This window comes from Klebsiella sp. ME-303 (assembly GCF_007910085.1).
Classification (GTDB): domain Bacteria; phylum Pseudomonadota; class Gammaproteobacteria; order Enterobacterales; family Enterobacteriaceae; genus Klebsiella; species Klebsiella michiganensis.
Genome location: NZ_VOJB01000104.1, coordinates 172,103 through 196,731, shown reverse-complemented (window position 1 = coordinate 196,731; position 24,629 = coordinate 172,103). Strand labels below are relative to the sequence as shown.

At 56.8% G+C, this 24,629-nt stretch carries 27 protein-coding genes and 2 pseudogenes; 19 read left to right on the top strand and 10 right to left on the bottom strand.

Annotation, left to right across the window (positions count from 1 at the left end; genetic code table 11):
• The 7 genes and pseudogenes from eutB (FQK12_RS26740) to eutR all read left to right on the top strand — a co-directional run.
• Positions 1-553, top strand: a pseudogene (gene eutB / locus FQK12_RS26740) (ethanolamine ammonia-lyase subunit alpha); the annotation flags it as partial.
• Positions 554-608: 55 nt separating this feature from the next.
• A pseudogene (locus FQK12_RS28065) lies at positions 609-671 on the top strand (hypothetical protein); the annotation flags it as partial.
• Between the two features lie 11 nt (positions 672-682).
• Positions 683-2,044: an ethanolamine ammonia-lyase subunit alpha gene (gene eutB / locus FQK12_RS26735; RefSeq protein WP_004104373.1), complete on the top strand. Its 1,362-nt coding sequence runs from the start codon at positions 683-685 to the stop codon at positions 2,042-2,044.
• A 20-nt stretch (positions 2,045-2,064) separates the two neighbouring features.
• The gene (eutC, locus tag FQK12_RS26730) at positions 2,065-2,958 is read left to right on the top strand and encodes an ethanolamine ammonia-lyase subunit EutC (RefSeq protein WP_014230328.1); all 894 of its coding nucleotides are present in this window, start codon (positions 2,065-2,067) and stop codon (positions 2,956-2,958) included.
• A gap of 9 nt (positions 2,959-2,967) precedes the next feature.
• On the top strand, positions 2,968-3,627 hold the full coding sequence (gene eutL, locus FQK12_RS26725; RefSeq protein ID WP_004853042.1) for an ethanolamine utilization microcompartment protein EutL: 660 nt from the start codon (positions 2,968-2,970) through the stop codon (positions 3,625-3,627).
• Positions 3,628-3,637: 10 nt separating this feature from the next.
• Entirely contained in the window at positions 3,638-4,120 is a 483-nt protein-coding gene (gene eutK / locus FQK12_RS26720) for an ethanolamine utilization microcompartment protein EutK (RefSeq protein ID WP_014230327.1), read from the top strand.
• Between the two features lie 48 nt (positions 4,121-4,168).
• Entirely contained in the window at positions 4,169-5,221 is a 1,053-nt protein-coding gene (gene eutR / locus FQK12_RS26715) for an HTH-type transcriptional regulator EutR (RefSeq protein WP_025106630.1), read from the top strand.
• 114 nt (positions 5,222-5,335) lie between these two features.
• Here eutR and hemF read toward each other — a convergent pair whose 3' ends face one another.
• Positions 5,336-6,235, bottom strand: coding sequence for an oxygen-dependent coproporphyrinogen oxidase (hemF, locus tag FQK12_RS26710; protein ID WP_014230325.1), 900 nt, complete (start codon positions 6,233-6,235; stop codon positions 5,336-5,338).
• Positions 6,235-7,110: an N-acetylmuramoyl-L-alanine amidase AmiA gene (gene amiA / locus FQK12_RS26705; protein WP_004870750.1), complete on the bottom strand. Its 876-nt coding sequence runs from the start codon at positions 7,108-7,110 to the stop codon at positions 6,235-6,237. The genes hemF and amiA overlap by 1 nt, the downstream gene beginning before the upstream one ends.
• 211 nt (positions 7,111-7,321) lie before the next feature.
• On the opposite strand from amiA, the gene FQK12_RS26700 reads away from it, so the two are divergent.
• The 9 genes from FQK12_RS26700 (at position 7,322) to cysM (ending at position 14,826) form a co-directional block, all read left to right on the top strand.
• Positions 7,322-7,747, top strand: coding sequence for a GNAT family acetyltransferase (locus FQK12_RS26700; RefSeq protein ID WP_004853033.1), 426 nt, complete (start codon positions 7,322-7,324; stop codon positions 7,745-7,747).
• On the top strand, positions 7,734-8,183 hold the full coding sequence (locus FQK12_RS26695; protein ID WP_004853030.1) for a DUF2919 domain-containing protein: 450 nt from the start codon (positions 7,734-7,736) through the stop codon (positions 8,181-8,183). The genes FQK12_RS26700 and FQK12_RS26695 overlap by 14 nt, the downstream gene beginning before the upstream one ends.
• Before the next feature lie 63 nt (positions 8,184-8,246).
• Positions 8,247-8,822, top strand: a complete 576-nt coding sequence (locus FQK12_RS26690) for an RpoE-regulated lipoprotein (protein WP_014230324.1) — start codon at positions 8,247-8,249, stop codon at positions 8,820-8,822.
• 93 nt (positions 8,823-8,915) lie between these two features.
• On the top strand, positions 8,916-9,815 hold the full coding sequence (locus FQK12_RS26685; RefSeq protein WP_014230323.1) for a Dyp-type peroxidase: 900 nt from the start codon (positions 8,916-8,918) through the stop codon (positions 9,813-9,815).
• 224 nt (positions 9,816-10,039) lie between these two features.
• Positions 10,040-11,056 (top strand): thiosulfate/sulfate ABC transporter substrate-binding protein CysP, encoded by a 1,017-nt coding sequence (cysP, locus tag FQK12_RS26680; RefSeq protein ID WP_014230322.1) that lies wholly within the window; start codon positions 10,040-10,042, stop codon positions 11,054-11,056.
• Positions 11,056-11,889: a sulfate/thiosulfate ABC transporter permease CysT gene (cysT, locus tag FQK12_RS26675; protein WP_004123378.1), complete on the top strand. Its 834-nt coding sequence runs from the start codon at positions 11,056-11,058 to the stop codon at positions 11,887-11,889. The genes cysP and cysT overlap by 1 nt, the downstream gene beginning before the upstream one ends.
• Positions 11,889-12,764, top strand: coding sequence for a sulfate/thiosulfate ABC transporter permease CysW (cysW, locus tag FQK12_RS26670; protein WP_014230321.1), 876 nt, complete (start codon positions 11,889-11,891; stop codon positions 12,762-12,764). Before cysT ends, cysW begins: the two co-directional genes overlap by 1 nt.
• A complete protein-coding gene (gene cysA / locus FQK12_RS26665; RefSeq protein ID WP_014230320.1) occupies positions 12,754-13,848 on the top strand; it encodes a sulfate/thiosulfate ABC transporter ATP-binding protein CysA in 1,095 nt (364 codons plus the stop codon). Before cysW ends, cysA begins: the two co-directional genes overlap by 11 nt.
• Positions 13,849-13,914: 66 nt before the next feature.
• The gene (gene cysM / locus FQK12_RS26660) at positions 13,915-14,826 is read left to right on the top strand and encodes a cysteine synthase CysM (protein ID WP_014230319.1); all 912 of its coding nucleotides are present in this window, start codon (positions 13,915-13,917) and stop codon (positions 14,824-14,826) included.
• Here the strand turns inward: cysM and FQK12_RS26655 are convergent.
• From FQK12_RS26655 to ptsJ, 3 genes are read right to left on the bottom strand one after another with little or no spacing between them, the layout of a single operon-like run.
• Complete coding sequence (locus tag FQK12_RS26655) at positions 14,823-15,230, bottom strand: YybH family protein (protein WP_014230318.1); 408 nt, start codon at positions 15,228-15,230, stop codon at positions 14,823-14,825. The genes cysM and FQK12_RS26655 overlap by 4 nt on opposite strands.
• Positions 15,231-15,275: 45 nt before the next feature.
• Complete coding sequence (locus FQK12_RS26650) at positions 15,276-15,983, bottom strand: GMP synthase (RefSeq protein ID WP_009654866.1); 708 nt, start codon at positions 15,981-15,983, stop codon at positions 15,276-15,278.
• 14 nt (positions 15,984-15,997) lie between these two features.
• The gene (gene ptsJ, locus FQK12_RS26645) at positions 15,998-17,296 is read right to left on the bottom strand and encodes a transcriptional regulator PtsJ (protein WP_014230317.1); all 1,299 of its coding nucleotides are present in this window, start codon (positions 17,294-17,296) and stop codon (positions 15,998-16,000) included.
• 82 nt (positions 17,297-17,378) lie between these two features.
• Here ptsJ and pdxK point away from each other — a divergent pair, with 82 nt between their 5' ends.
• Positions 17,379-18,245, top strand: a complete 867-nt coding sequence (gene pdxK / locus FQK12_RS26640) for a pyridoxine/pyridoxal/pyridoxamine kinase (protein WP_014230316.1) — start codon at positions 17,379-17,381, stop codon at positions 18,243-18,245.
• Positions 18,242-18,481, top strand: coding sequence for a hypothetical protein (locus FQK12_RS26635; protein WP_004104337.1), 240 nt, complete (start codon positions 18,242-18,244; stop codon positions 18,479-18,481). The genes pdxK and FQK12_RS26635 overlap by 4 nt, the downstream gene beginning before the upstream one ends.
• 41 nt (positions 18,482-18,522) lie before the next feature.
• On the opposite strand, the gene crr is transcribed toward FQK12_RS26635, so the two are convergent.
• The 5 genes from crr to cysZ all read right to left on the bottom strand — a co-directional run bounded on the left by crr (position 18,523) and on the right by cysZ (position 23,378).
• Positions 18,523-19,032, bottom strand: coding sequence for a PTS glucose transporter subunit IIA (gene crr / locus FQK12_RS26630; RefSeq protein ID WP_000522253.1), 510 nt, complete (start codon positions 19,030-19,032; stop codon positions 18,523-18,525).
• 42 nt (positions 19,033-19,074) lie between these two features.
• Positions 19,075-20,802, bottom strand: coding sequence for a phosphoenolpyruvate-protein phosphotransferase PtsI (gene ptsI, locus FQK12_RS26625; protein WP_004852999.1), 1,728 nt, complete (start codon positions 20,800-20,802; stop codon positions 19,075-19,077).
• Between the two features lie 44 nt (positions 20,803-20,846).
• The gene (gene ptsH, locus FQK12_RS26620) at positions 20,847-21,104 is read right to left on the bottom strand and encodes a phosphocarrier protein Hpr (RefSeq protein WP_002913505.1); all 258 of its coding nucleotides are present in this window, start codon (positions 21,102-21,104) and stop codon (positions 20,847-20,849) included.
• A gap of 381 nt (positions 21,105-21,485) precedes the next feature.
• Complete coding sequence (gene cysK, locus FQK12_RS26615) at positions 21,486-22,457, bottom strand: cysteine synthase A (RefSeq protein WP_014230314.1); 972 nt, start codon at positions 22,455-22,457, stop codon at positions 21,486-21,488.
• Between the two features lie 159 nt (positions 22,458-22,616).
• Positions 22,617-23,378 carry a sulfate transporter CysZ gene (cysZ, locus tag FQK12_RS26610; protein ID WP_009654873.1) on the bottom strand — a complete coding sequence of 254 codons (762 nt, stop codon included), beginning with the start codon at positions 23,376-23,378 and terminating at the stop codon, positions 22,617-22,619.
• Between the two features lie 230 nt (positions 23,379-23,608).
• Here cysZ and zipA point away from each other — a divergent pair, with 230 nt between their 5' ends.
• Positions 23,609-24,622, top strand: a complete 1,014-nt coding sequence (gene zipA / locus FQK12_RS26605; RefSeq protein WP_014230313.1) for a cell division protein ZipA — start codon at positions 23,609-23,611, stop codon at positions 24,620-24,622.
• Positions 24,623-24,629: the final 7 nt, after the last annotated feature.

The window sequence follows — 24,629 nt, the reverse complement described above, 5'->3', positions numbered from 1 at the left end:
GGTGGGGGCGGAGTTTAACCGCATCGCCGGGGAGAACTGTCTTTACTTTGAAACCGGGCAGGGCTCGGCGCTTTCCGCGGGCGCTAACTTCGGCGCCGACCAGGTGACCATGGAAGCGCGTAACTATGGCCTGGCGCGGCACTACGATCCGTTCCTCGTCAACACCGTGGTGGGCTTTATCGGGCCGGAGTACCTCTATAACGACCGACAAATCATTCGCGCCGGACTGGAAGACCACTTTATGGGCAAGCTGAGCGGCATCTCAATGGGCTGCGACTGCTGCTATACCAACCATGCCGATGCCGACCAGAACCTCAACGAAAACCTGATGATCCTGCTGGCGACCGCAGGCTGCAACTACATCATGGGCATGCCGCTCGGCGACGACATCATGCTCAACTACCAGACCACCGCCTTCCACGATACCGCGACCGTGCGCCAGCTGCTGGGCCTGCGGCCGTCGCCGGAGTTTGAACGCTGGCTGGAAACGATGGGCATTATGGCAAATGGTCGCCTGACCAAACGGGCGGGCGATCCGTCACTGTTCTTCTGATGACGCGGGGATGACACATCATGGATCAAAAACAGATTGAAGACATTGTACGCNTACGCCTCTTTTTGGCGGATCGGTTGTGCCGGTGACGGTGAAATCACTCGCATTTCCTTCCTGAGGGAACGACTTATGAAACTAAAGACCACATTGTTCGGCAATGTTTATCAGTTTAAGGATGTAAAAGAGGTGCTGGCTAAAGCCAACGAACTGCGTTCGGGGGATGTGCTGGCGGGGGTGGCGGCGGAAAGTTCGCAGCAGCGCGTGGCGGCGAAGCAGGTGCTCTCCGATATGACGGTCGCCGATATTCGTAACAATCCGGTGATTCCTTATGAAGAGGACTGCGTGACGCGCCTGATTCAGGATGACGTCAACGAAACCGCCTATCAGCGGATTAAAAACTGGACTATCAGCGACCTGCGCGAATACGTGCTTAACGATGAGGTCACCAGCGATGACATCGCGTTTGTGCGCAAAGGGCTGACCTCAGAAGTGGTGGCGGCGGTGGCGAAGGTCTGCTCCAACGCCGACCTGATCTACGGCGCGAAGAAAATGCCGGTGATTAAAAAAGCCAACACCACCATCGGCCTGCCGGGCACCTTTAGCTGCCGCCTGCAGCCGAACGATACCCGCGATGACGTGCAGAGCATTGCCGCGCAAATCTACGAAGGGCTCTCGTTCGGCGCGGGCGATGCGGTGATCGGCGTTAACCCGGTAACCGATGACGTGGAGAACCTGACCCGCGTCCTCGATACCGTCTACGGCGTTATCGACAAGTTTAATATCCCGACCCAGGGCTGCGTGCTGGCGCACGTCACCACCCAGATTGAAGCGATCCGTCGCGGCGCCCCGGGGGGGCTTATTTTCCAGAGCATCTGCGGCAGCGAAAAGGGGCTAAAAGAGTTCGGCGTGGAGCTGGCGATGCTCGATGAAGCGCGGGCGGTCGGCGCCGAGTTTAACCGTATCGCCGGGGAGAACTGCCTGTACTTTGAAACCGGGCAGGGCTCGGCGCTGTCGGCCGGCGCGAACTTCGGCGCCGACCAGGTGACGATGGAGGCGCGCAACTATGGCCTGGCGCGGCACTACGATCCGTTCCTCGTCAATACCGTGGTGGGCTTTATCGGGCCGGAGTACCTCTATAACGATCGGCAGATTATTCGCGCCGGTCTCGAAGATCACTTTATGGGCAAGCTGAGCGGCATCTCGATGGGCTGCGACTGCTGCTACACCAATCATGCCGACGCCGACCAGAACCTCAATGAAAACCTGATGATTCTGCTCGCCACCGCCGGCTGCAACTACATCATGGGCATGCCGCTCGGCGACGACATCATGCTCAACTATCAGACCACCGCGTTTCACGATACCGCTACCGTCCGTCAGCTGCTGAATCTACGGCCGTCGCCGGAGTTCGAACGCTGGCTGGAAACCATGGGCATTATGGCAAACGGTCGTCTGACCCAACGGGCGGGCGATCCGTCACTGTTCTTTTGATGACGCGGGGATGACACATGATGGATCAAAAGCAGATTGAAGAAATTGTACGTAGCGTGATGGCGTCAATGGGACAACCGCAGACGGCAGCAGCAGCGCCTGAGGCGACGGTGACGAAGTGCGCCAGCCGGTGCGAGGTCGCGGCGGAGAGCTGCGTGCTGGATTTAGGTTCGCCAGAGGCGAAAGGCTGGATTGGCGTGCAGCAGCCGCATCGTGCGGAAGTGCTGGCCGAACTGAAGCGCAGCACCGCGGCGCGCGTGTGTACCGGCCGCGCCGGTCCGCGTCCGCGCACCCTCGCGCTGCTGCGCTTCCTCGCCGACCACTCGCGCTCCAAGGATACGGTGCTGAAAGAGGTACCGGAGGAGTGGGTGAAAACCCAGGGATTGCTGGAGTTGCGCTCCGAAATTAGCGACAAAAACCTCTACCTGACGCGCCCGGATATGGGCCGTCGGCTGAGTCCGGAGGCTATTGAGGCGCTGAAGGCGCAGTGCGTGGCGAATCCTGACGTTCAGGTGGTGGTATCCGATGGCCTCTCTACCGACGCGATTACCGTCAACTATGAAGAGATCCTGCCGCCGCTGCTGTCGGGCCTGAAGCAGGCCGGACTGAAGGTCGGTACGCCGTTCTTCGTCCGCTACGGGCGGGTCAAAATTGAAGATCAGATTGGCGAAATTCTCGGCGCGAAGGTGGTCATCCTGCTGGTAGGCGAACGTCCGGGGCTGGGGCAGTCGGAAAGCCTCTCCTGTTACGCCGTGTATTCGCCGCGCGTGGCGACCACCGTCGAAGCGGACAGGACCTGTATTTCCAATATTCACCAGGGCGGTACGCCCCCGGTAGAAGCCGCGGCGGTGATTGTCGATTTGGCCAAACGCATGCTGGAGCAGAAGGCTTCCGGCATCAACATGACTCGGTAAGGAGGCATCATGCCTGCATTAGATTTAATTCGCCCTTCGGTGACGGCCATGCGCGTGATTGCCTCAGTGAATGACGGCTTTGCCCGCGAGCTTAAATTACCGCCACATATACGTAGCCTCGGACTCATCACGGCGGATTCGGATGATGTGACTTATATTGCCGCTGACGAAGCGACAAAACAGGCGATGGTGGAAGTGGTCTACGGTCGTTCTCTTTACGCCGGCGCGGCCCACGGCCCTTCGCCAACCGCAGGTGAAGTGCTGATTATGCTGGGCGGCCCGAACCCGGCGGAAGTGCGCGCCGGTCTGGATGCGATGGTGGCGCATATCGAAACTGGGGCCGCGTTCCAGTGGGCCAACGATGCCGAAGATACGGCGTTTCTGGCGCACGTGGTGTCGCGTACCGGCTCTTATCTCTCGTCTACCTCCGGCATTGCGCTGGGCGATCCGATCGCTTATCTGGTGGCGCCGCCGCTGGAGGCGACCTTCGGTATCGATGCGGCAATGAAATCGGCCGACGTGCAGCTGGTGACCTACGTGCCGCCGCCGTCGGAAACCAACTATTCCGCCGCCTTTTTGACGGGAAGCCAGGCCGCCTGTAAAGCCGCCTGTAACGCCTTTACCGATGCCGTTCTGGATATTGCCCGTCATCCAATCCAGCGCGCGTAAGGGGGAAGCGATGATCAACGCCCTGGGATTACTGGAAGTGGACGGCATGGTGGCCGCCGTTGACGCGGCGGATGCGATGCTGAAGGCGGCCAACGTGCGGCTGCTCAGCCATGAGGTTCTTGACCCCGGCAGGCTGACGCTGGTGGTGGAAGGCGACCTGGCGGCGTGCCGGGCGGCGCTGGATGCCGGCAGCGCTGCGGCGCAGCGTACGGGGCGCGTTATCAGCCGTCGGGAGATTGGACGCCCGGAAGAGGATACCCAGCGGCTGATCGCCGGTTTTCAACGGCTGCCGCAAACGCCGGAGCCGCCGGTGGTCGTGGAATCCTCAGAACCCTTGCTGACGCTGCTCTCTTCGACGCGTCAGGGAATGACGGCAGGGGAGGTGGCCGCCCATTTCGGCTGGTCGCTTGAAGAGGCCAGGAAGGCGCTGGAGCAGCTCTTTTCTACCGGAGCGTTGCGTAAACGCAGTAGTCGCTATCGCTTAAAAAATTAACCAGTCGGAGGTGCCGGGAACGCGAAAGCGCTCCCGGTTTATCAGATCATGAAAAAGAAAAAACCGGCCAACCTGCACCATCTTTATCATGAAGCATTACCCGAAGACGTTAAACTGACGCCGATGGTCGAGGTGGACAACGTCCATCAGCGGCGGACCACCGATGTCTATGAACATGCCCTGACGATTACCGCCTGGCAGCAGATTTACGATCAGCTGCATCCGGGGAAATTTCACGGTGAATTTACCGAAATCCTGCTCGATGATATTCAGGTCTTTCGCGAATATACCGGCCTGGCGCTGCGTCAGTCCTGCCTGGTGTGGCCGAACTCCTTCTGGTTCGGTATTCCGGCAACCCGCGGCGAGCAGGGGTTTATTGGCTCACAGTGCCTCGGCAGCGCCGAAATCGCCACCCGACCCGGCGGCACCGAGTTTGAGCTCAGCACGCCGGATGATTACACCATTCTGGGCGTAGTGATCTCGGAGGATGTCATTTCCCGCCAGGCCAGCTTCCTGCATCACCCGGAGCGGGTGCTGCATATGCTGCGTAACCAGTCGGCGCTGGAGGTCAAAGAGGAGCACAAGGCGGCGCTGTGGGGCTTTGTGCAGCAGGCGCTGGCGACGTTTAGCGAGAATCCGGAGAACCTTCATCAGCCCGCGGTGCGTAAGGTGTTGGGCGATAATCTCCTGCTGGCGATGGGGGCGATGCTGGAGGAGGCGCAGCCGATGATTACCGCCGAGAGCATTAGCCACCAGAGCTATCGGCGTCTGCTTTCCCGGGCGCGGGAGTACGTGCTGGAGAATATGTCGGAGCCGCTGACGGTTCTCGATTTATGTCAGCAGCTGCACGTCAGCCGCCGTACGCTGCAAAACGCCTTTCACGCCATTCTGGGGATCGGGCCGAACGCCTGGCTGAAGCGCATTCGTTTAAACGCGGTGCGCCGGGAGCTGATTAGCCCGTGGTCGCAGAGCACGACGGTTAAGGATGCGGCGATGCAGTGGGGATTCTGGCACCTGGGCCAGTTCGCTACCGATTATCAGCAGCTGTTCGCCGAGAAACCGTCGCTGACGCTGCATCAGCGGATGCGGCAGTGGGCGTGATGACGATCTATTTAGCGGATGGCGATTCGCGCCGTCATCGCAGGCCTGAAAAGCGTAGCGCCATCAGGCAAAACAGCGCCGTATCTGGCCTGCGAACCACACTATCAGGCAACGTTAAACCCAATCGCGCACCTGAATAAACTCGCTCAGCGCCGCTTCCGGGCTGCCCGCTTCCGGCTGGTAGTCGTATTCCCAGCGCACCAGCGGCGGCATCGACATCAGAATGGATTCGGTGCGGCCGCCGGTTTGCAGGCCGAACAGGGTACCGCGATCCCACACCAGGTTGAACTCCACGTAGCGCCCGCGGCGGTAGAGCTGAAAAGCGCGTTCGCGCTCGCCCCAGACCCTCTCTTTACGCCGCTCGACAATGGGCAGATACGCATCGGTGAAGCCATTGCCCACCGCCTGCATAAAGTCGAAACAATGGTCAAAGTTCGGGGTATTCAAATCATCAAAAAACAGGCCGCCGATGCCGCGCTGCTCGTTACGATGCTTGAGGAAGAAGTAGTCGTCGCACCACTTTTTATAGCGCGGATAAACCTCTTCGCCGAAGGGCTGGCACAGGTCGCGAGCGGTGCGATGCCAGTGAACGGCATCTTCTTCAAAGCCGTAGTAGGGGGTTAAATCGAAGCCGCCGCCGAACCACCATACCGGCTCGGCGCCCGGTTTTTCCGCGATAAAGAAGCGCACGTTGGCGTGGCTGGTGGGGATATAGGGACTGCGCGGGTGCACGACCAGCGAGACGCCCATCGCTTCAAAGCTGCGGCCCGCCAGCTCAGGGCGGTGCGCGGTTGCGGAGGCCGGCATCGCCTCGCCGTGCACGTGCGAAAAGTTAACGCCAGCCTGCTCAAAGATACCGCCATCGCGCAGCACCCGGCTGCGTCCGCCGCCGCCGCCTTCCCGCAGCCAGCTATCTTCGATGAATTCGCTGCCGTCAACGGTGCTGAGCTTTTGGCAGATAGCATCCTGGAGCTGGAGAAGGAAAGCTTTTACCTGGTGCGCATCGGGTCTCATTAACGTCTCTTCGAGTGGGCTTTCTGGTTATCGAACCAGTGGAAATAGCTGATGATGCCGTTGGCAATCGCTGTGGCGATTTTCTGCCGGAACGCGGTGGTGCCGAGCAGTTTTTCTTCGTTCGGATTGGTAATAAACGAGGTTTCTACCAGCACCGACGGAATCGACGGTGATTTCAGCACCACAAACGCCGCCTGCTCGGTATTGCGGCTGTGCAGCTTGTGCACCGGCTTGATCTTTTTCAGGATATGGGAACCGAGCGTCAGGCTGTTTTTGATGGTATCAGTTTGTACCAGGTCGAACAGCACTTGCTGCAATAGGTGGTCTTTATCCGTCGTTTTCTTGCCGGCCACTTCATCCGCCCGGTTTTCACGGTCCGAGAGATACTTTGCCATGGCGCTACTGGCGCCGCGGTTGGAAAGGGCGAAAACGGAAGCGCCGGCCGCGCTCGGGTTGGTGAAACCATCGGCGTGAATTGACATAAAAAGATCGGCGCCGTGCTGGTGGGCGATCTCCACCCGGTCATAGAGCGGAATAAAGGTATCGCCGCTGCGCGTCAGGCGCGCATCGATGCCGTTGCTGCGCAGAATGCTGCGCACGTTTTTAGCGATCGCCAGCACGACGTGCTTCTCTTTTGAACCGTTATGGCCGATAGCGCCGGTATCAATACCGCCATGGCCCGGGTCGAGCATCACGACGCGTTTGGCGCCTTTTTTCTTCGCTGCGGGTTTGCTGTGCCCATTGGATGTTTTCAATGGCTGTTGTTCTTTCGCGCTGGCCTGTGAGGCGATCCCTGAAAGCGTGATTGCTGCCAGCCCGGCTTTCAGCACCTGGCGGCGCGAAGCAAGTATTTTTAATGGTTTAAAAGTGCTCATTCGGCCTGAATTGCAAACAAGTGGTAACCAATGTTATATCGTATCGTCTTTTCTGATACGACCATTCAAAATAAGAATTGTTTTACTTTTCATTTCAATACATGACAAAGTCATAGTATGCCATTTTTTGCGGCTCATTGCGCCTGATATTGGCTATCGGGCACAATCACGCCATAATCTCTGTTTTTAACCGTCAATGGTGGGGAATACCATGGAGATACGCGTTTTTCGCCAGCAAGATTTCGAAGAGGTCATCACCCTGTGGGAGCGTTGCGATCTCCTTCGCCCATGGAACGATCCGGAAATGGATATTGAACGTAAGCTGAACCACGATGCCAGCCTGTTTCTGGTCGCCGAAGTTAACGGTGAAGTGGTTGGCACGGTGATGGGCGGTTATGACGGGCATCGCGGGTCTGCCTATTATCTTGGCGTGCATCCTGAATATCGCGGTCGCGGTATTGCTAATGCGCTGCTTAATCGGCTGGAGAAAAAGCTGATCGCCCGCGGCTGTCCGAAAATAAATATTATGGTTCGCGAAGATAATGACGTGGTGCAGGGGATGTACGAACGCCTTGGCTATGAGCATTCAGACGTGCTGTGCCTCGGCAAGCGCTTAATTGAAGATGAAGAATACTGAGTTTATCCCCGCCGATTTCGATACCCACGGCCGCCTGCGTTTGCCGTTTCTCTTTTGGTGCGTGCTGCTGCTTCAGGCGCGGACGTGGGTGCTATTTCTGATGGCCGGCGCGTCACGCCAGCAGGGCGACGCGCTGCTGAATCTGTTTTATCCGGACCACGATAATTTTTGGCTGGGATTGCTCCCCGGCATTCCGGCGGTGCTGGCGTTTATCATTAGCGGGCATCGTCAGCGCTTCCCCCGGCTCTGGCCCATGATGCGCTGGCTGCTGGTGCTTTCCCAGCTCTTGCTGTTGGTCTGGCAACCGCTGTTGTGGATGAGCGGCGAGTCGCCTTCGGCGGTGACCATCGGCCTGCTGGCGGCGGATCTTTACGCGCTCTGGTGGCTGTTAAGCAGCCGTCGGCTGAAAGCCTGTTTTCGCGAAGAACAGGTTTAACGGCACTTTTTGCCGATCGCGCACTCCAACTTGCGTTGAATACATCAGAAAGGACACTCAGTCATGAAATCGCTACGTTTACTTCTCTGCGCACTACCGCTGGCTTTAACCGGCTGCTCAACGATGAGCTCGGTGAACTGGTCGGCGGCTTATCCGTGGAACTGGTTTGGTTCCTCTATGGAGGTGAGCGAACAGGGCGTAGGCAACCTGACGGCGTCAACGGCGCTGAGCGAGCAGGCGATCGGCGACGCGCTCGGCAGCAGCTACCGCCTGCGCAGCGGCATGAAAACGGCTAACGGCAATATTGTGCGCTATTTCGAAGCGTTAAAAGATGACAAGGTCGCGCTGACCATCAACGGCGAGAGCGGGACTATTAGCCGCATCGACGTGCGCGATAGCAATATCAAGGCCGCCAGCGGCGTGAAAATCGGTACCCCGTTCAGCGATATCTACAGCAAAGCGTTTGGTAACTGCCAGAAAGGCAGCAACGATAACGGTGCCGTGGTGGAGTGCAAGGCCGAGGGTAGCCAGCATATTAGCTATGCCTTCACCGGCAACTGGAGCGGCCCTGATGAGCTAATGCCCTCCGACGACACGCTGAAAAACTGGAAGGTGAGCAAGATTATCTGGCGTCGCTAATTTGATCTGAAGTGATTCGAGGTCCTGAAAAAGCGGGTACAATAGCGCCTTAAAAAGCCACAGCGTTGTGGTTGTACTATTTCAGGAGGAGCGATGTCTCAGGTTCAGAGCGGCATTTTGCCGGAACATTGCCGTGCGGCGATTTGGATTGAAGCAAATGTCAAAGGCGATGTTGACGCCCTGCGCGAAGCCAGCAAGGTGTTTGCCGATAAGTTAGCCACCTTTCAGGCGAAATACCCGGAAGCGAAGCTGGGGGCGGTGGTCGCTTTTGGCCATAACGTCTGGCGTCAGCTAAGCGGTGGCGTCGGGGCTGAAGAGCTAAAAGACTTCCCGTCCTATGGCAAAGGTCTGGCCCCGGCCACCCAGTATGATGTGCTAATCCACATTCTGTCCGCGCAGCATGAGCTGAATTTTTCTGTCGCTCAGGCGGCCCTGTCCGCTTTTGGCGCAGCGATTGATGTTAAAGAAGAGATTCACGGCTTTCGCTGGATTGAAGAGCGCGATCTGAGCGGCTTTGTCGACGGTACTGAAAACCCGGCGGGGGAAGAGACCCGCCGTGAAGTGGCGGTGATTCAGGATGGCGTCGATGCGGGCGGCAGCTACGTATTTGTGCAGCGCTGGGAGCACAACCTCAAGCAGCTTAATCGCATGAGCGTTCCCGATCAGGAGATGATGATCGGCCGTACCAAAGAAGCCAACGAAGAGATTGACGGCGACGATCGTCCGGATACCTCTCACCTGAGCCGCGTGGATCTGAAAGAAGAAGGTAAAGGGCTGAAGATTGTGCGTCAGAGCCTGCCGTACGGTATCGCCAGCGGGACTCACGGCCTCTACTTTTGCGCCTACTGCGCGCGTCTGCACAATATTGAACAGCAGCTGCTGAGCATGTTCGGCGATACCGACGGTAAGCGCGACGCGATGCTGCGTTTTACCAAACCGGTGACCGGCGGGTACTACTTCGCGCCTTCGCTGGATAGACTGCTGGCGCTGTAAGATCTCCTCCAAACCCTCTCCCCGTGGGAGAGGGAACCGTTCGGCGCGGCCGGCAGCGTCGAACGTTTTCCGGTTCTGCATGCGTGATTCAGATAAGCTTTGCCATTCCCTTATTCTCTTTTCGACTTCCAAATCGCCAAACGGTATATAAAACCGTTACTCCTTTCATAGCCGTTATAAATATGATGATCAGCAGAAAATCATCATATTGATAAGGGTGCGCAATGGCCGTTAAATCACTAAAAAAAGGATATCTGGCGCTGGCTGCTTCTGTGCTGCTGGTCGCGCAGGCGCAGGCGACGGAATTGCTGAACAGTTCCTACGATGTTTCCCGCGAGCTGTTTGCCGCCCTTAACCCGCAGTTCGAACAGCAGTGGGCGAAAGATAACGGCGGCGATAAGCTGACGATTAAACAATCTCATGCGGGGTCATCAAAACAGGCGCTGGCGATTCTGCAAGGGCTGAAGGCCGACGTGGTGACCTACAATCAGGTGACCGATGTCCAGATTCTGCACGACAAAGGCAAGCTGATCCCCGCCGACTGGCAAAGCCGTCTGCCGAATAACAGCTCGCCGTTTTACTCCACCATGGGCTTCCTGGTGCGTAAAGGCAACCCGAAGAATATCCACGACTGGAATGACTTAGTGCGTTCCGACGTGAAGCTGATTTTCCCGAACCCAAAAACCTCCGGCAACGCGCGTTACACTTATTTAGCGGCGTGGGGCGCGGCGGACAAGGCTGACGGCGGCGATAAAGCGAAAACCGAGCAGTTCATGACCCAGTTCCTGAAAAACGTCGAAGTGTTTGATACCGGCGGTCGCGGGGCTACCACGACCTTCGCCGAGCGCGGCCTGGGCGATGTGCTGATCAGCTTCGAATCGGAAGTGAATAACATCCGCAAACAGTATGAAGCGCAGGGCTTTGAGGTGGTTATCCCGAAAACCAACATCCTGGCCGAGTTCCCGGTGGCGTGGGTGGATAAAAACGTCCAGGCCAACGGTACCGAGAAAGCGGCAAAAGCCTATCTCAACTACCTGTACAGCCCGCAGGCGCAGACCATCATTACCGATTACTACTACCGCGTGAATAACCCGGACGTGATGAACAAACTGAAAGATAAATTCCCGCAGACCGAACTGTTCCGCGTGGAAGATAAATTTGGCTCCTGGCCTGATGTGATGAAAACCCATTTTGCCAGCGGCGGTGAGCTGGACAAACTGCTGGCGGCGGGGCGTAAGTAATGTTTGCAGTATCGACTAAACGCGTGCTGCCGGGCTTTACCTTAAGCCTCGGGACCAGCCTGCTGTTCGTCTGCCTGATCCTGTTGTTGCCGCTCAGCGCGCTGGTGATGCAGCTTGCCCAGATGAGCTGGGCGCAGTACTGGGACGTAGTGACCAACCCGCAGGTGGTGGCGGCCTATAAAGTGACGCTGCTGTCGGCGTTTGTCGCCTCCATTTTTAACGGCGTGTTCGGCCTGCTGATGGCGTGGATCTTAACCCGCTACCGCTTCCCGGGCCGCACGCTGCTTGATGCGCTGATGGATTTGCCGTTTGCGCTGCCGACGGCCGTTGCCGGCTTAACCCTCGCCTCGCTCTTCTCCGTGAACGGGTTGTACGGCGAGTGGCTGGCGAAATTTGATATTAAAGTCACCTATACCTGGCTCGGTATCGCGGTGGCCATGGCCTTTACCAGCATCCCGTTTGTGGTGCGTACCGTGCAGCCGGTGCTGGAAGAGTTGGGTCCGGAATATGAAGAGGCGGCGGAAACCCTGGGCGCCACGCGCTGGCAGAGCTTTCGCAAGGTGGTGCTGCCGGAGCTCTCCCCGGCGCTGATGGCGGGCGTTGCGCTGTCCTTTACCCGCAGCCTCGGTGAGTTCGGCGCGGTGATTTTTATAGCCGGCAACATTGCGTGGAAAACGGAAGTGACCTCGCTGATGATTTTTATCCGTTTGCAGGAGTTTGATTACCCGGCGGCGAGCGCGATTGCTTCGGTGATCCTCGCGGCCTCGCTGCTGCTGCTGTACTCGATTAACACTCTGCAAAGTCGCTTTGGTCGACGTGTGGTAGGTCACTGATGGCGGAAGTTACGCAATTGAAACGATACGATGCGCCCCGCATCAACTGGGGTAAATGGTTTCTGATCGGTGCGGGCGTGCTGGTTTCCGCGTTTATTCTCGTCGTGCCGACGGTGTATATCTTCGTTCAGGCCTTCAGCAAGGGGCTGATGCCCGCGCTGGAAAACCTGGCGAACCCGGATATGCTGCACGCCATCTGGCTGACCGTGCTGATTGCGCTGATCACCGTGCCGGTGAACCTGGTGTTCGGCACGCTGCTGGCGTGGCTGGTGACGCGCTTTAACTTCCCGGGACGTCAGCTGCTGCTGACCCTGCTGGATATTCCTTTTGCCGTGTCGCCGGTGGTAGCGGGCCTGGTGTATCTGCTCTTTTACGGCTCCAACGGGCCGCTGGGCGGCTGGCTGGATGAGCACAACCTGCAGATCATGTTCGCCTGGCCGGGCATGGTGCTGGTGACGGTCTTTGTGACCTGCCCGTTTGTGGTGCGCGAGCTGGTGCCGGTGATGTTAAGCCAGGGGAGCAACGAAGACGAAGCGGCGGTGCTGCTGGGCGCGTCAGGCTGGCAGATGTTCCGCCGCGTCACGCTGCCGAATATCCGCTGGGCGCTGCTTTACGGCGTGGTGCTGACCAACGCCCGCGCGATTGGCGAGTTTGGCGCCGTTTCTGTCGTCTCCGGCTCTATTCGCGGTGAAACCCTGTCGCTGCCGCTACAGATTGAACTGCTGGAGCAGGACTACAATACTGTCGGCTCCTTTACTGCCGCCGCGTTGCTGACGCTGATGGCTATTTTGACCCTGTTTTTGAAGAGTGTGGTGCAGTGGCGTTTAGAAAATCAGGAAAAACGTCAGCATCAGGAGGGAAATCATGAGCATTGAGATTGCCAATATTAAGAAGTCTTTTGGTCGCACCCAGGTGCTGAATGATATCTCGCTGGATATCCCTTCCGGACAAATGGTGGCGCTGCTCGGGCCGTCTGGCTCCGGTAAAACCACGCTGCTGCGTATTATCGCCGGGCTTGAGCATCAGACCAGCGGGCACATCCGCTTTCATGGCACCGACGTGAGCCGTCTGCATGCCCGGGATCGTAAGGTGGGCTTTGTATTCCAGCATTACGCGCTGTTCCGCCATATGAACGTATTCGACAATATTGCGTTTGGCCTGACCGTGCTGCCGCGCCGCGAGCGCCCGAATGCGGCGGCCATCAAAGCGAAAGTGACCAAACTGCTGGAGATGGTACAGCTTGCGCATCTGGCGGATCGCTTTCCGGCGCAGCTCTCCGGCGGGCAGAAGCAGCGCGTGGCGCTGGCGCGTGCGTTAGCCGTTGAACCGCAGATACTGCTGCTGGATGAACCCTTCGGCGCGCTGGACGCCCAGGTGCGTAAAGAGCTGCGTCGCTGGCTGCGTCAGCTGCATGAAGAGCTGAAGTTCACCAGCGTCTTCGTCACCCACGATCAGGAAGAGGCGATGGAAGTTGCCGACCGCGTGGTAGTGATGAGCCAGGGCAACATTGAGCAGGTTGACGAGCCGGAGCAGCTCTGGCGCGAACCGGCGACCCGCTTTGTGCTGGAATTTATGGGCGAGGTGAACCGTCTGCAGGGCACCATTCGCGGCGGACAATTCCACGTGGGCGCGCACCGCTGGCCGCTGGGCTATACCTCCGCGCATCAGGGGCCGGTCGATCTGTTCCTGCGTCCGTGGGAAGTTGACGTGAGCCGCCGAACCAGCCTCGATTCACCGCTGCCGGTGCAGGTGCTGGAAGCTAGCCCTAAAGGTCACTACACGCAATTGGTGGTACAACCGCTGGGCTGGTATACCGAGCCGCTGACCGTGGTCATGCGCGACGACGTCCCGCCGCACCGGGGAGAGCGCCTGTTTGTCGGTCTGCAGCATGCCCGTATTTATCACGGGAAGGAACGCATTGAGACGCGCGAGGATATTGCTCTGGCTGAGTCAGCCTGATAGGTTATCGCGTATGTTTTTCGCCCGGTGGCGTAATGCTTACCGGGCTTTTTATTGGGCAAAACCGTGAATACATTAGAACAAACAATCGGCAACACGCCTCTGGTCAAACTGCAGCGCATGGGGCCGGACAACGGCAGCGAAATCTGGGTCAAACTTGAAGGCAACAATCCGGCGGGGTCGGTGAAAGACAGGGCGGCCCTGTCGATGATTGTCGAGGCCGAAAAGCGCGGAGAGATTAAACCCGGTGATGTGCTGATTGAAGCGACCAGCGGCAACACCGGCATTGCGCTGGCGATGATCGCCGCGCTTAAAGGCTATCAGATGAAGCTGCTGATGCCGGACAACATGAGCCAGGAGCGCCGTGCCGCCATGCGCGCCTACGGTGCGGAGCTGATTCTGGTCACCAAAGAGCAGGGAATGGAAGGCGCGCGTGACTTAGCGTTAGCCATGGCGCAGCGCGGCGAAGGCAAGCTGCTCGATCAGTTCAACAACCCGGACAACCCGTACGCGCACTACACCACTACCGGGCCGGAAATCTGGCAGCAGACCGACGGGCGGATCACCCATTTTGTCTCCAGCATGGGTACCACCGGCACCATTACCGGCGTATCGCGTTTTCTGCGCGAGCAGGATAAAGCGGTGAGCATCGTGGGGCTGCAGCCGGAAGAGGGGAGCAGTATTCCCGGAATTCGCCGCTGGCCTGCCGAATATATGCCGGGCATTTTTAACGCGCAGCTGGTGGACGCGGTGCTCGATATCCATCAACAGGATGCCGAAAACACCATGCGGATGCTGGCGGTGAAGGAGGGGATTTTCTGCGGCGTCAGTTCCGGCGGCGCGGTGGCGGGCGCGCTACGTGTGGCGGGTGAAAATCCTGGCGCGGTAGTGGTGGCGATCGTTTGCGATCGCGGCGATCGCTACCTTTCTACCGGCGTATTTGGCGAAGAGCACTTTACCCAGGGCGCGGGAATTTAAACCTCGGGCGCGTCGAGCAGGTCCGTACCGTAGGAGTTATCCACGGTGCAGAGCCAGCGTTCACCCTGCTGACGAAAGACATAGGTTGCGCGCCGCGTGACCTGTGTTATCCCGGCTTCCGCCGTCGGGATATCCAGCCGGGTTTCCATAATCACCAGCGCATTGCCGCCGCCTTCGATAATCTCCATTTTTCCCTGCGTCACCACCAGCCGGTGCTGGAAATAGTCGGCAATGGCGATAAACGCGTTGCGGATATTTTCTTTGCCCCGCACCACCATGCCTGGCTTGACGACCAGCGCGGCGTCATCAGCGTAATACTCCATCAGTGTCGCGTAATCCTCCTGGGAGATAGCGCGATCGCAGGCTTCGATGGCGGCTTTAAGCTGTGGGTTGGGATTGGGCATTTCTGGCGATCCTTAAATTGTCGGGCTTTAATAAAAGCCTTTTGCTTACTTTGCCGTCAGCTTATCAAGAAACGCCCATAGCTTCTCATTCATTTCGCGATAATCCCAGGCACGCATCTCCTGTTCACTACGAATGAAACGCCTGCCTCTGGCGGCGCTAAGCTCCTGCTGCGAATGGGCGATCAGCAGCTCAATGACCTCAGCATCAAACTCCATGTGGCACTGGAAGCCATAAACCCGGTCGCTGTATTTCACAATTTGCCGCGGGCAGCCTTCGCTGGAGGCCATCACTTCCGCCTCCGGGGTCAGGCCTGGCATATCGTTATGCCAGTGGCCGACGACCAGCGAGGGGCCAAAATGGGCCAGTTTGTCATCCTGCAGGCCCGCGGTGGTGAGCGTGATGGGATAGTGACCCACCTCTTTTTCCGGACTTTGCATGACCGGCGCGCCCAGCGCTTCACCGATAAGCTGCGAGCCCAGGCATATCCCTACCACGATCCGTCCTGCGGCAATGGCCTGCGCAATCAAACGCTGCTCGGCGTGGCTATCAAACCAGGGGCACTCAGATAATGTCGTGCGCGGCGACTGCGGACCGCCGAGCACAACCAGCATATCAAAAGCGTTGGCGTTTTCCGGTAGCCTGTCCCCCGCGTATACCCGCGACCAGCTGATACCGTAGCCGCGCGCCTGCGCCCAGTGCAGGTAAGCTCCCGGCGCTTCAAAGACTTCATGGACGATAAAGTGGATCTGCATAGCGTTAACTCCCGTCACTGTTGTTGTAATATCTGGTATAAGTCATTGGCGAGCTTATTCATTTCATTGTCGCTGAGCGTCGCAAGCGACAGCCTCAGCCCGTGCGAAGGGGCGCGAATGCCGAACGTTTCGCCTTCGCGAACCAGCCAGCCGGCGTGCGCCAGACGGAGCGCTACCGGCTGGCTCGGCTCTTCCAGCGGGAACCAAAAATTAAGGCCGTCTCCCGGCGTCAGATGGGTGATTCCGCGGCTGGCGAGGGCGGCAATCAGCTTTTCATGCTGCTGACGATAGTGGCGCCGGGTTTCCGCCAGAGAGGCCATAAAGGTGTTGTCGTTAAGGCAGGCGATGACCAGATCCTGCAACAGATGGCTGACCCATTGGCTACCGGAATTAAGCCTCAGTCGCAGCGCCGCCGACGTGTCAGCGTCGCTGGCGACGATGGCCAGACGCAAATCTGGTCCCAGGGTTTTTGACAGGGAGCGTACCAGCGCCCAACGCTGACTTTCCGCGGCGATAGGGGAGTACCAGGGCGTGGCGGAGAGCAGCGCGAAATGGTCGTCAACAATCACCAGAACCTGCGGATAGCGGGCCAGTATTTCGCGTATTGCCCGGGCGCGGGATTCGCTGAGGCTACAGCCGGTCGGATTGTGCGCGCGCGGGGTAATAATGACCGCCCGGGCGCCGTTGCTCAGCGCCTCTTCAAGGGCCCCAGGCTGCATGCCTTCCCCGTCGACCGGTACCGGCGAAGGGCTAAAACCGGCGTAGCGCAGCATATTGATGCTGCTGAGAAAGCAGGGGTCTTCGATGGCCACGCTATCGCCGGGCAGCAGCAGGGCGCACAGCAGGCGCTCAAGCGCATCGACAGCGCCGCTGGCAAGGTTAATATCGGCATCCAGGTTCACATCGTTGTTAACCCAGCGGCTGGCCCACGCGGCCAGCCGTGGTTCAACCGCCGCATCGCCGTACAGGCGAGGCGCTGGCGCAATTGCGCCGAGATAGTGCTTGAGGTTTGCCAGGCGAGCGGGGTCGGGATTGCCGCTGGAGATATCCTTCAGCGGCGAAGAGGGATCGCCACCTTCAAGGGCGGGCAGGGTATTATGGGTTTTAATGGCGGTACCATTACGCCCCTGGCTGATAGCCAGGCCAGAGGTCACCAGTCGCTTATAGGCGGCAGCGACGGTATTGCGGTTAACCGACAGCTTGCCCGCCAGCTCGCGGACCGGCGGTAAAACATCGCCAGGCTTGAGTACGCCGCTTTGTACCAGATGGCGGATGCTATCGAAGATCTCACTGGCAGTTTTTCCAACGATCATTATTGACCTATGACAAAATGAATTTTAGCATAGGACGAATGATAATCAGAGTATGACCCGCTGTCCAGCGGGGGGAGAAAGGATGGGCCAGCAAGATGAAATACAATCGGTGCTCTTCAACGATAAAAGTCGGGCGCTTCAGGTCGATATTGTGGCCGTGCAGTCGCAGGTGGTCTACGGCAGCGTAGGCAACAGTATTGCGATACCGGCTATAAAGCAGCACGGCCTGCGGGTCATCGCGGTGCCGACGGTGCTGTTCAGCAATACGCCGCACTATGATACTTACTATGGCGGCGTTATCCCGGAAGAGTGGTTTGCCGGCTATTTAAAGGCGCTGGAGGAGCGTGACGCCCTGCGCGAGCTGCGGGCGGTAACGACCGGCTATATGGGCAGCGCCGTGCAGATTAAGCGTCTGGCGCAATGGCTGCTGCGCATTCGCGAGCAGCATCCTGAACTGTGTATTCTCGTTGATCCCGTCATTGGCGATGTGGATAGCGGTATTTACGTCAAGGCCGAGATCCCTGAAGCCTATCGTACGCATTTGCTCCCGCTGGCGCAGGGGATCACGCCCAATCTGTTTGAGCTGGAGACGCTAAGCGGTCTGCCTTGCCATAATCAGCAGGAGGCGATTATTGCCGCCCGTAGTCTGCTCTCTGATTCACTGAAATGGGTCGTTATCACCAGCGCGCCGGGAGAAAATAGCGCCACGATCAACGTGCTGGTGGTTAGCGCGCAGTCGGTCGAGGTGGTTGAACATCCGCGCGTTGAAACCGATCTGAAGGGAACGGGCGACCTTTTTTGCGCCGAGCTGGCGAGCGGTCTGGTATGCGGAATGCCGCTGGGCGAGGCCGCCCACGCTGCCGCGCAGCGGGTGCTGGCGGTTATGACCTGGACCAATGAACAGGGCTGCGATGAGCTCATTCTTCCGCCGCATAGGGAGGGAGAATGAAGAGCTATCGTTTAGTGGTGCGTCAGCAGGGAAGAGTCGTCGGCCATTTTGAGACCACCGGCAGCGAAGCCCTTGAGGATGTCTGCGAAGTGGGATCTTTATTTGGCGCCGTTGGCGGATATCAGTGTGATTTACAGGTTTCTGACAGCGAGAAGCGGATTCTGGAAAGCGGCCCGGAAGGGATGAAAATACTTTCGCGGGAGAAGTGCTATCGGCCGTTTAAAGCGGCGAGATAAAAAAATGGCGCCCGAGAGGCGCCATTCTTCTGCGGCAAGAATTACTTCTTGATGCGGATAACCGGTGTTTCACCCACGGTTACGCTACCGGACAGTTTGATCAGCTCTTTGATCTCGTCCATGTTGGAGATAACAACCGGAGTCAGGGTTGACTTGGCTTTCTCTTCCAGCAGCGGCAGATCGAATTCGATAACCGGGTCGCCGACTTTCACACGCTGGCCTTCTTCGGCGATACGTTTGAAGCCTTCGCCTTTCAGCTCAACGGTATCAATACCGAAGTGAACGAACAGTTCAATGCCGCTATCAGATTCGATTGAAAAAGCATGGTTGGTTTCAAAAATTTTACCGATGGTACCATCTACCGGCGCAACCATTTTGTTGCCAGTAGGTTTGATAGCAATGCCATCACCCACAATTTTTTCCGCAAAAACTACATCCGGCACGTCTTCAATGTTGACGATCTCGCCAGAGAGCGGGGCAACAATCTCAATAGTTCCGGTGTCTTTTTTATCATCAGAAACCAGAGATTTCAATTTATCGAACAAACCCATGATCTTCTCCTAAGCAGTAATTTGGGCCGCGCATCTCGTGAATTAGCAGATTGTTTTTTCTTCAATGAACTTGTTAACCAGCGTCATTAACTCGTCCGTTGTCGGTTGAGCAAGAGCCTGCTCTGCTAATACTTTCGCATCTTCGAAGTTCGTGTTACGGATAATCTTCTTGATGCGCGGGATGGAAATGGCGCTCATAGAGAACTCGTCCAGACCCATACCCAGCAACAGAAGTGTAGCACGTTCATCGCCCGCAAGCTCACCGCACATGCCAGTCCATTTGCCTTCAGCATGAGAAGCATCAATAACTTGCTTAATCAGCGTCAGCACGGACGGGGACATTGGCTGGTAAAGATGTGAAATCATATCATTACCACGGTCAACTGCCAGAGTATACTGCGTTAAATCATTGGTACCGATACTAAAGAAATCAACTTCTTTGGCTAAGTGACGCGCAATTGTCGCAGCGGCTGGGGTTTCCACCATCACGCCAATCTCAATTGCCTCATCAAAAGCCTTACCTTCGTCGCGCAGTTCCTGTTTGTAGATTTCGATCTCTTTCTTCAGTGCACGTACTTCTTCAACAGAGATGATCATCGGGAACATGATGCGCAGTTTACCGAAAGCGGAAGCGCGCAGGATGGCACGAACCTGGTCGCGCAGAATCTCTTTGCGATCCATGGCGATGCGCACTGCGCGCCAGCCGAGGAACGGGTTCTCTTCTTTCGGGAAGTTCATGTACGGCAGCTCTTTGTCGCCGCCGATGTCCATGGTGCGAACGATAACCGCCTGCGAGCCGCACGCTTCGGCAACGGCTTTGTATGCTGCGAACTGTTCTTCTTCAGTCGGCAGCGAGTCGCGGTCCATGAACAGGAATTCTGTACGATACAAACCAACGCCTTCCGCGCCGTTACGTTCGGCACCTTCAACGTCGCGTACGGTACCGATGTTGGCGCAGACTTCAACCTGATGGCCGTCCAGCGTAATGGCCGGCAGGTCTTTCAGCTTAGCCAGTTCCGCTTTCTCTTCAGCGACCTGAGCCTGCAGGTTGCGCAGTTCTTCGATTTGTTGATCGCTCGGGTTAACCAGAACCTGATTATTCACCGCGTCGAGAACCAGATAATCGCCGTTTTTCACCTGGGTAGTCACGCTACCGGTGCCCACGATGGCCGGCAGTTCAAGGGAACGCGCCATGATGGAGGTGTGGGAAGTACGGCCGCCCGCGTCGGTGATGAAACCCAGCACCTTGTTCAGGTTCAGCTGTGCGGTTTCAGACGGGGTGAGGTCAGCGGCTACCAGGATAACTTCATCCTGAATCGCGCTCAGATCGATGATGGCCAGACCGAGGATGTTGCGCAGCAGGCGCTTACCGATGTCGCGTACGTCAGCGGCACGCTCTTTCAGGTATTCGTCATCCAGTTCTTCCAGGGCAGTAGCCTGACCTTCGATAACTTCATTGGCTGCCGCATCGGCAGTCATATGCTTATCTTTAATCAGGGCTATGATTTCCTGCTCAAGCTCCTCATCTTCCAGCAGCATGATGTGCCCTTCGAAGATGGCTTCTTTTTCTTCACCGAAGGTTTCACCAGCTTTGGTTTTGATGACCTCCAGCTGGGCGGAGGCCTTGGTGCGGCCATTCAGAAAACGTTCAACTTCCTGATCAACCTTATCGGCAGAAATTTTCTTCCGGTCGATGACAATTTCATCTTCTTTCAGCAGAAGTGCCTTGCCGAAAGCGATACCCGGGGATGCTAAAATGCCTGAAATCATAACCCTACCTTACTTGTGACTGATATTAAAAAGAACCCGTGAACTTACTCGAGTTCAGCCATCAGTTTTACCAGATGCTCAACTGCTTTTTGCTCGTCTTCGCCTTCGGCAGAGAGAGTGACAACGGTACCCTGGGTCAGGCCCAGAGTCTGCAGTTTGAACAGGCTTTTGGCGCTGGCGCTTTTGCCGTTGGAGGTTACAGTGATCTCAGAAGTGAAGCCTTTTGCTTCTTTAACAAACTGAGCAGCAGGGCGGGTGTGCAGACCGTTCGGAGCGGTAATAGTAACTTCTTGCTGGAACATTATATTTCCCCAACTTATAGGTTTAGTGTTGTGGACCTAAAGTTTAGCCTAACGGCCAAACTTTAGCCTGTATCGTTAGCGCCGGCATCACGTATCCGGCTCCGGCACCATCAGCGGAAAATCGCTGTGGAAACCTTCAGGCCGTTAACGTCTACCACGTCATTAAACATTATGCCGCTAAAGGAAGACTTGAACCAAATCATAAAATCGATTCAGCTTATGGAAATCCAAATCGGAATAATTTCGCGCATCGAAATAAATGTGCTGGTTAAATACCAGACCCAACGAAGTGAATCAATGCCAGGAGGGGTAAAAGTTTGATGTGCGCCACAAAAAAGCACCTGAAAAGGTGCTTTTTTACACGATATTAACAAGCTGGCATTACTGTTGCAGTTCTTTCTCGGTGAAGAGATCGGCAAACAATGCGGTGCTTAAATAGCGCTCACCTGAAGAGGGTAGGATAACCACAATATTCTTGTTGGTAAAGGCTTCATCCTCCTGCAGCTTCAGCGCAGCGGCAACGGCAGCGCCGGAAGAGATGCCGGCCAGAATGCCTTCCTCTTCCATCAGGCGACGGGCGGTGGAAATGGCTTCTTCATTGGTAATAGCCACTACTTTATCCACCAGCTTCAAATCCAGGTTGCCTGGGATAAAGCCTGCGCCAATACCCTGGATTTTGTGCGGGCCTGGCTTCAGCTCTTCGCCTGCCAGCGCCTGGGCGATAACCGGGGAGTCGGTAGGTTCAACGGCAACGGTAATCAGATCTTTTTTACCTTTGGTGCCTTTGATATAGCGGCTCACGCCGGTCAGCGTACCGCCAGTACCGACGCCGGAGATGAAGATGTCGATTTGACCATCGGTATCTTCCCAGATTTCCGGGCCGGTGGTTTTTTCATGAATTTCCGGGTTGGCCGGGTTGCTGAACTGCTGGAGCAGGAGGAATTTTTCCGGGTTGCTGGCGACAATTTCTTCGGCTTTCTGGATGGCGCCTTTCATCCCCTTGGCGCCTTCGGTCAGCACCAGGTTAGCGCCCAGGGCCTTCAGCAGCTTGCGGCGTTCGATGCTCATGGTCTCCGGCATCGTCAGCGTCAGTTTATAACCGCGCGCCGCAGCCACGTAGGCCAGCGCGATACCGGTATTACCGCTGGTCGGTTCCACCAGCTCAACGCCGGGCTTCAGCACGCCGCGTTTTTCGGCATCCCAAATCATATTGGCACCGATACGGCATTTTACGCTAAAGCTCGGGTTACGAGATTCTACCTTTGCCAGGATGCGTCCGTTACCGATGCGGTTCAGTCGTACCAGCGGCGTATGGCCGATAGTCAGGGAGTTATCTTCAAAAATCTTACTCATGGCCCGTCCTTAACTGTATGAAATTTGGGAGTACGGCTTCAGCATACCCGCTTAAAGAATATGCGGAAGTAAGGATTTAGCATATCTATATTCAGAAGAGAAATAATGGCAAGCCAGAAGTAATAAGGAGCGGCATAAGCCGCTCCGAAAGCGATAGCGCTACTTCCACATGGCGTGTTTGTCACGGTAGCAATCGACCCACATTGCCGTCGCGCCGCAAATCGCGACGGGCAGGATGACCAGGTTTAGCACCGGGATCATGGTAAACAGGCTGGTCAGGGCGCCAAACTGCATATTGGTCACTTTGCGCGTGCGCAGCGCCTGACGCATCGTTTTAAACGGCACCTTATGGTTATCAAAAGGGTAATCGCAGTACTGAATCGCCAGCATCCAGGCGCTGAACAGGAACCACAGCACGGGGGCGACGGTCTGGCCGATACCGGGGATAAAGTAGAGAAGCAAAAGGACGATGGCCCGCGGTAGGTACCAGGCAAACTTCTGCCACTCGCGCTTCATGATGCGCGGAACATCTTTCAGGATGCCGAAAACCCCGACATCCGGCGGCGTCGCGCCCGTCAGGCGCGCTTCAAGCTGCTCGGCCAGCAGGCCGCTAAAGGGCGCGGCAATCCAGTTGGCGATTGTCGAGAAGAAGTAGCCGAAGACAAGCAGAATAGAAATGACCACCATGGGCCACAGCAGATAGTTAAGCCATTGCAGCCATTCAGGAACATGGCTCATCAACGAAGGGATCCAGCTGTCCAGACGCGTGAACAGCCACCAGAATGCGCCGCCCATCAGAATAATGTTGACGAGTAAAGGGAGGAATACGTATCGACGGATCCCCGGCAGCCCGATCAGCTTCCAACCCTGCGAAAAATAGTAGACGCCACTACGCGGGGTCGTTACGGATGATGAAACCATAGTCAGGTAATGCTCCTTTTTTGACATCCAGGCTGAATGCCGGGCTATTTTATCGGGTTAGCAGACAATAACCAGTTAGGAAATGTTCGAAAAAACAGCAAAAAGCACGATTTAGTTCATCTTTATGTAGTGAAAGCCCCCGACGCACTTGCACTTGATGTAATCGGCAAATACTCTTAGTGAGTAAATGTTTGCCGTGGTGGCAAGGTGTTAGAACAACAGAGAATATAATGATGCAGGATTTGCGTCTGATATTAATCATTGTTGGCGCGATCGCCATAATCGCTTTACTGGTGCACGGTTTCTGGACCAGCCGTAAAGAACGCTCCTCGATGTTTCGCGATCGCCCACTGAAACGTATGAAGTCTCGCGACGATGAAGCGTCGGAAGGCGACGACTTTGATGACGATGTTGAAGGCGTTGGTGAAGTCCGGGTTCATCGGACCAGTCATGCGCCGAATGGCGTTCATGGGGAGCATGAAGCACCTCGTCAGCCGCAGCACCAGTATCAGCCTCCTTATGAGCGTCAGGCGCAACAGCCACCTGTGCGCCCGGAAGAGCCTGTCCGTGCACCGCAGCCGCCGCAACATCAGCCCGTTCACGCCCAGGCCCCGGTCCAGCAGCCGCAGCGCGCCGTGCCGCCTCAGCAGCCGGTACAGCCGCAGCCCGTTCCGCATGTGCAGCAACCCGTTCAGCATGCGCAGCAGCCCGTTCAGCATGTGCAGCAGCCGGTTCAACAACCTGCCGCCGCTCCAGAGCCGCAGCCGGCGCCGGAACCTCAGGCCCCTGAGCCGCAGCAGGCCGCGCCGCAGCCTAAAGAGCGTAAGGAGACGGTCATCGTGATGAACGTCGCTGCGCATCACGGTTCGCAGCTCAACGGCGAGCTACTCATCAATAGCATCCAGCAGGCAGGCTTCAAATTTGGCGATATGAATATCTTCCATCGCCACCTCAGCCCGGACGGCAGCGGTCAGGTGCTCTTCAGTCTGGCCAATATGGTTAAGCCTGGCACCTTCAATCCTGACAGCATGGCGGATATGATGACGCCCGGGGTCACTATCTTTATGCAGGTTCCGTCCTTTGGCGATGAACTGCAAAACTTTAAGCTGATGCTGCAGTCCGCGCAGTACATTGCCGATGAAGTCGGCGGCGTAGTGCTGGATGACCAGCGTCGTATGATGACGCCGCAAAAATTGCGTGAATATCAAGACCGAATTCGTGAAGTGAAAGAGGCTAACGCCTGATTCATCT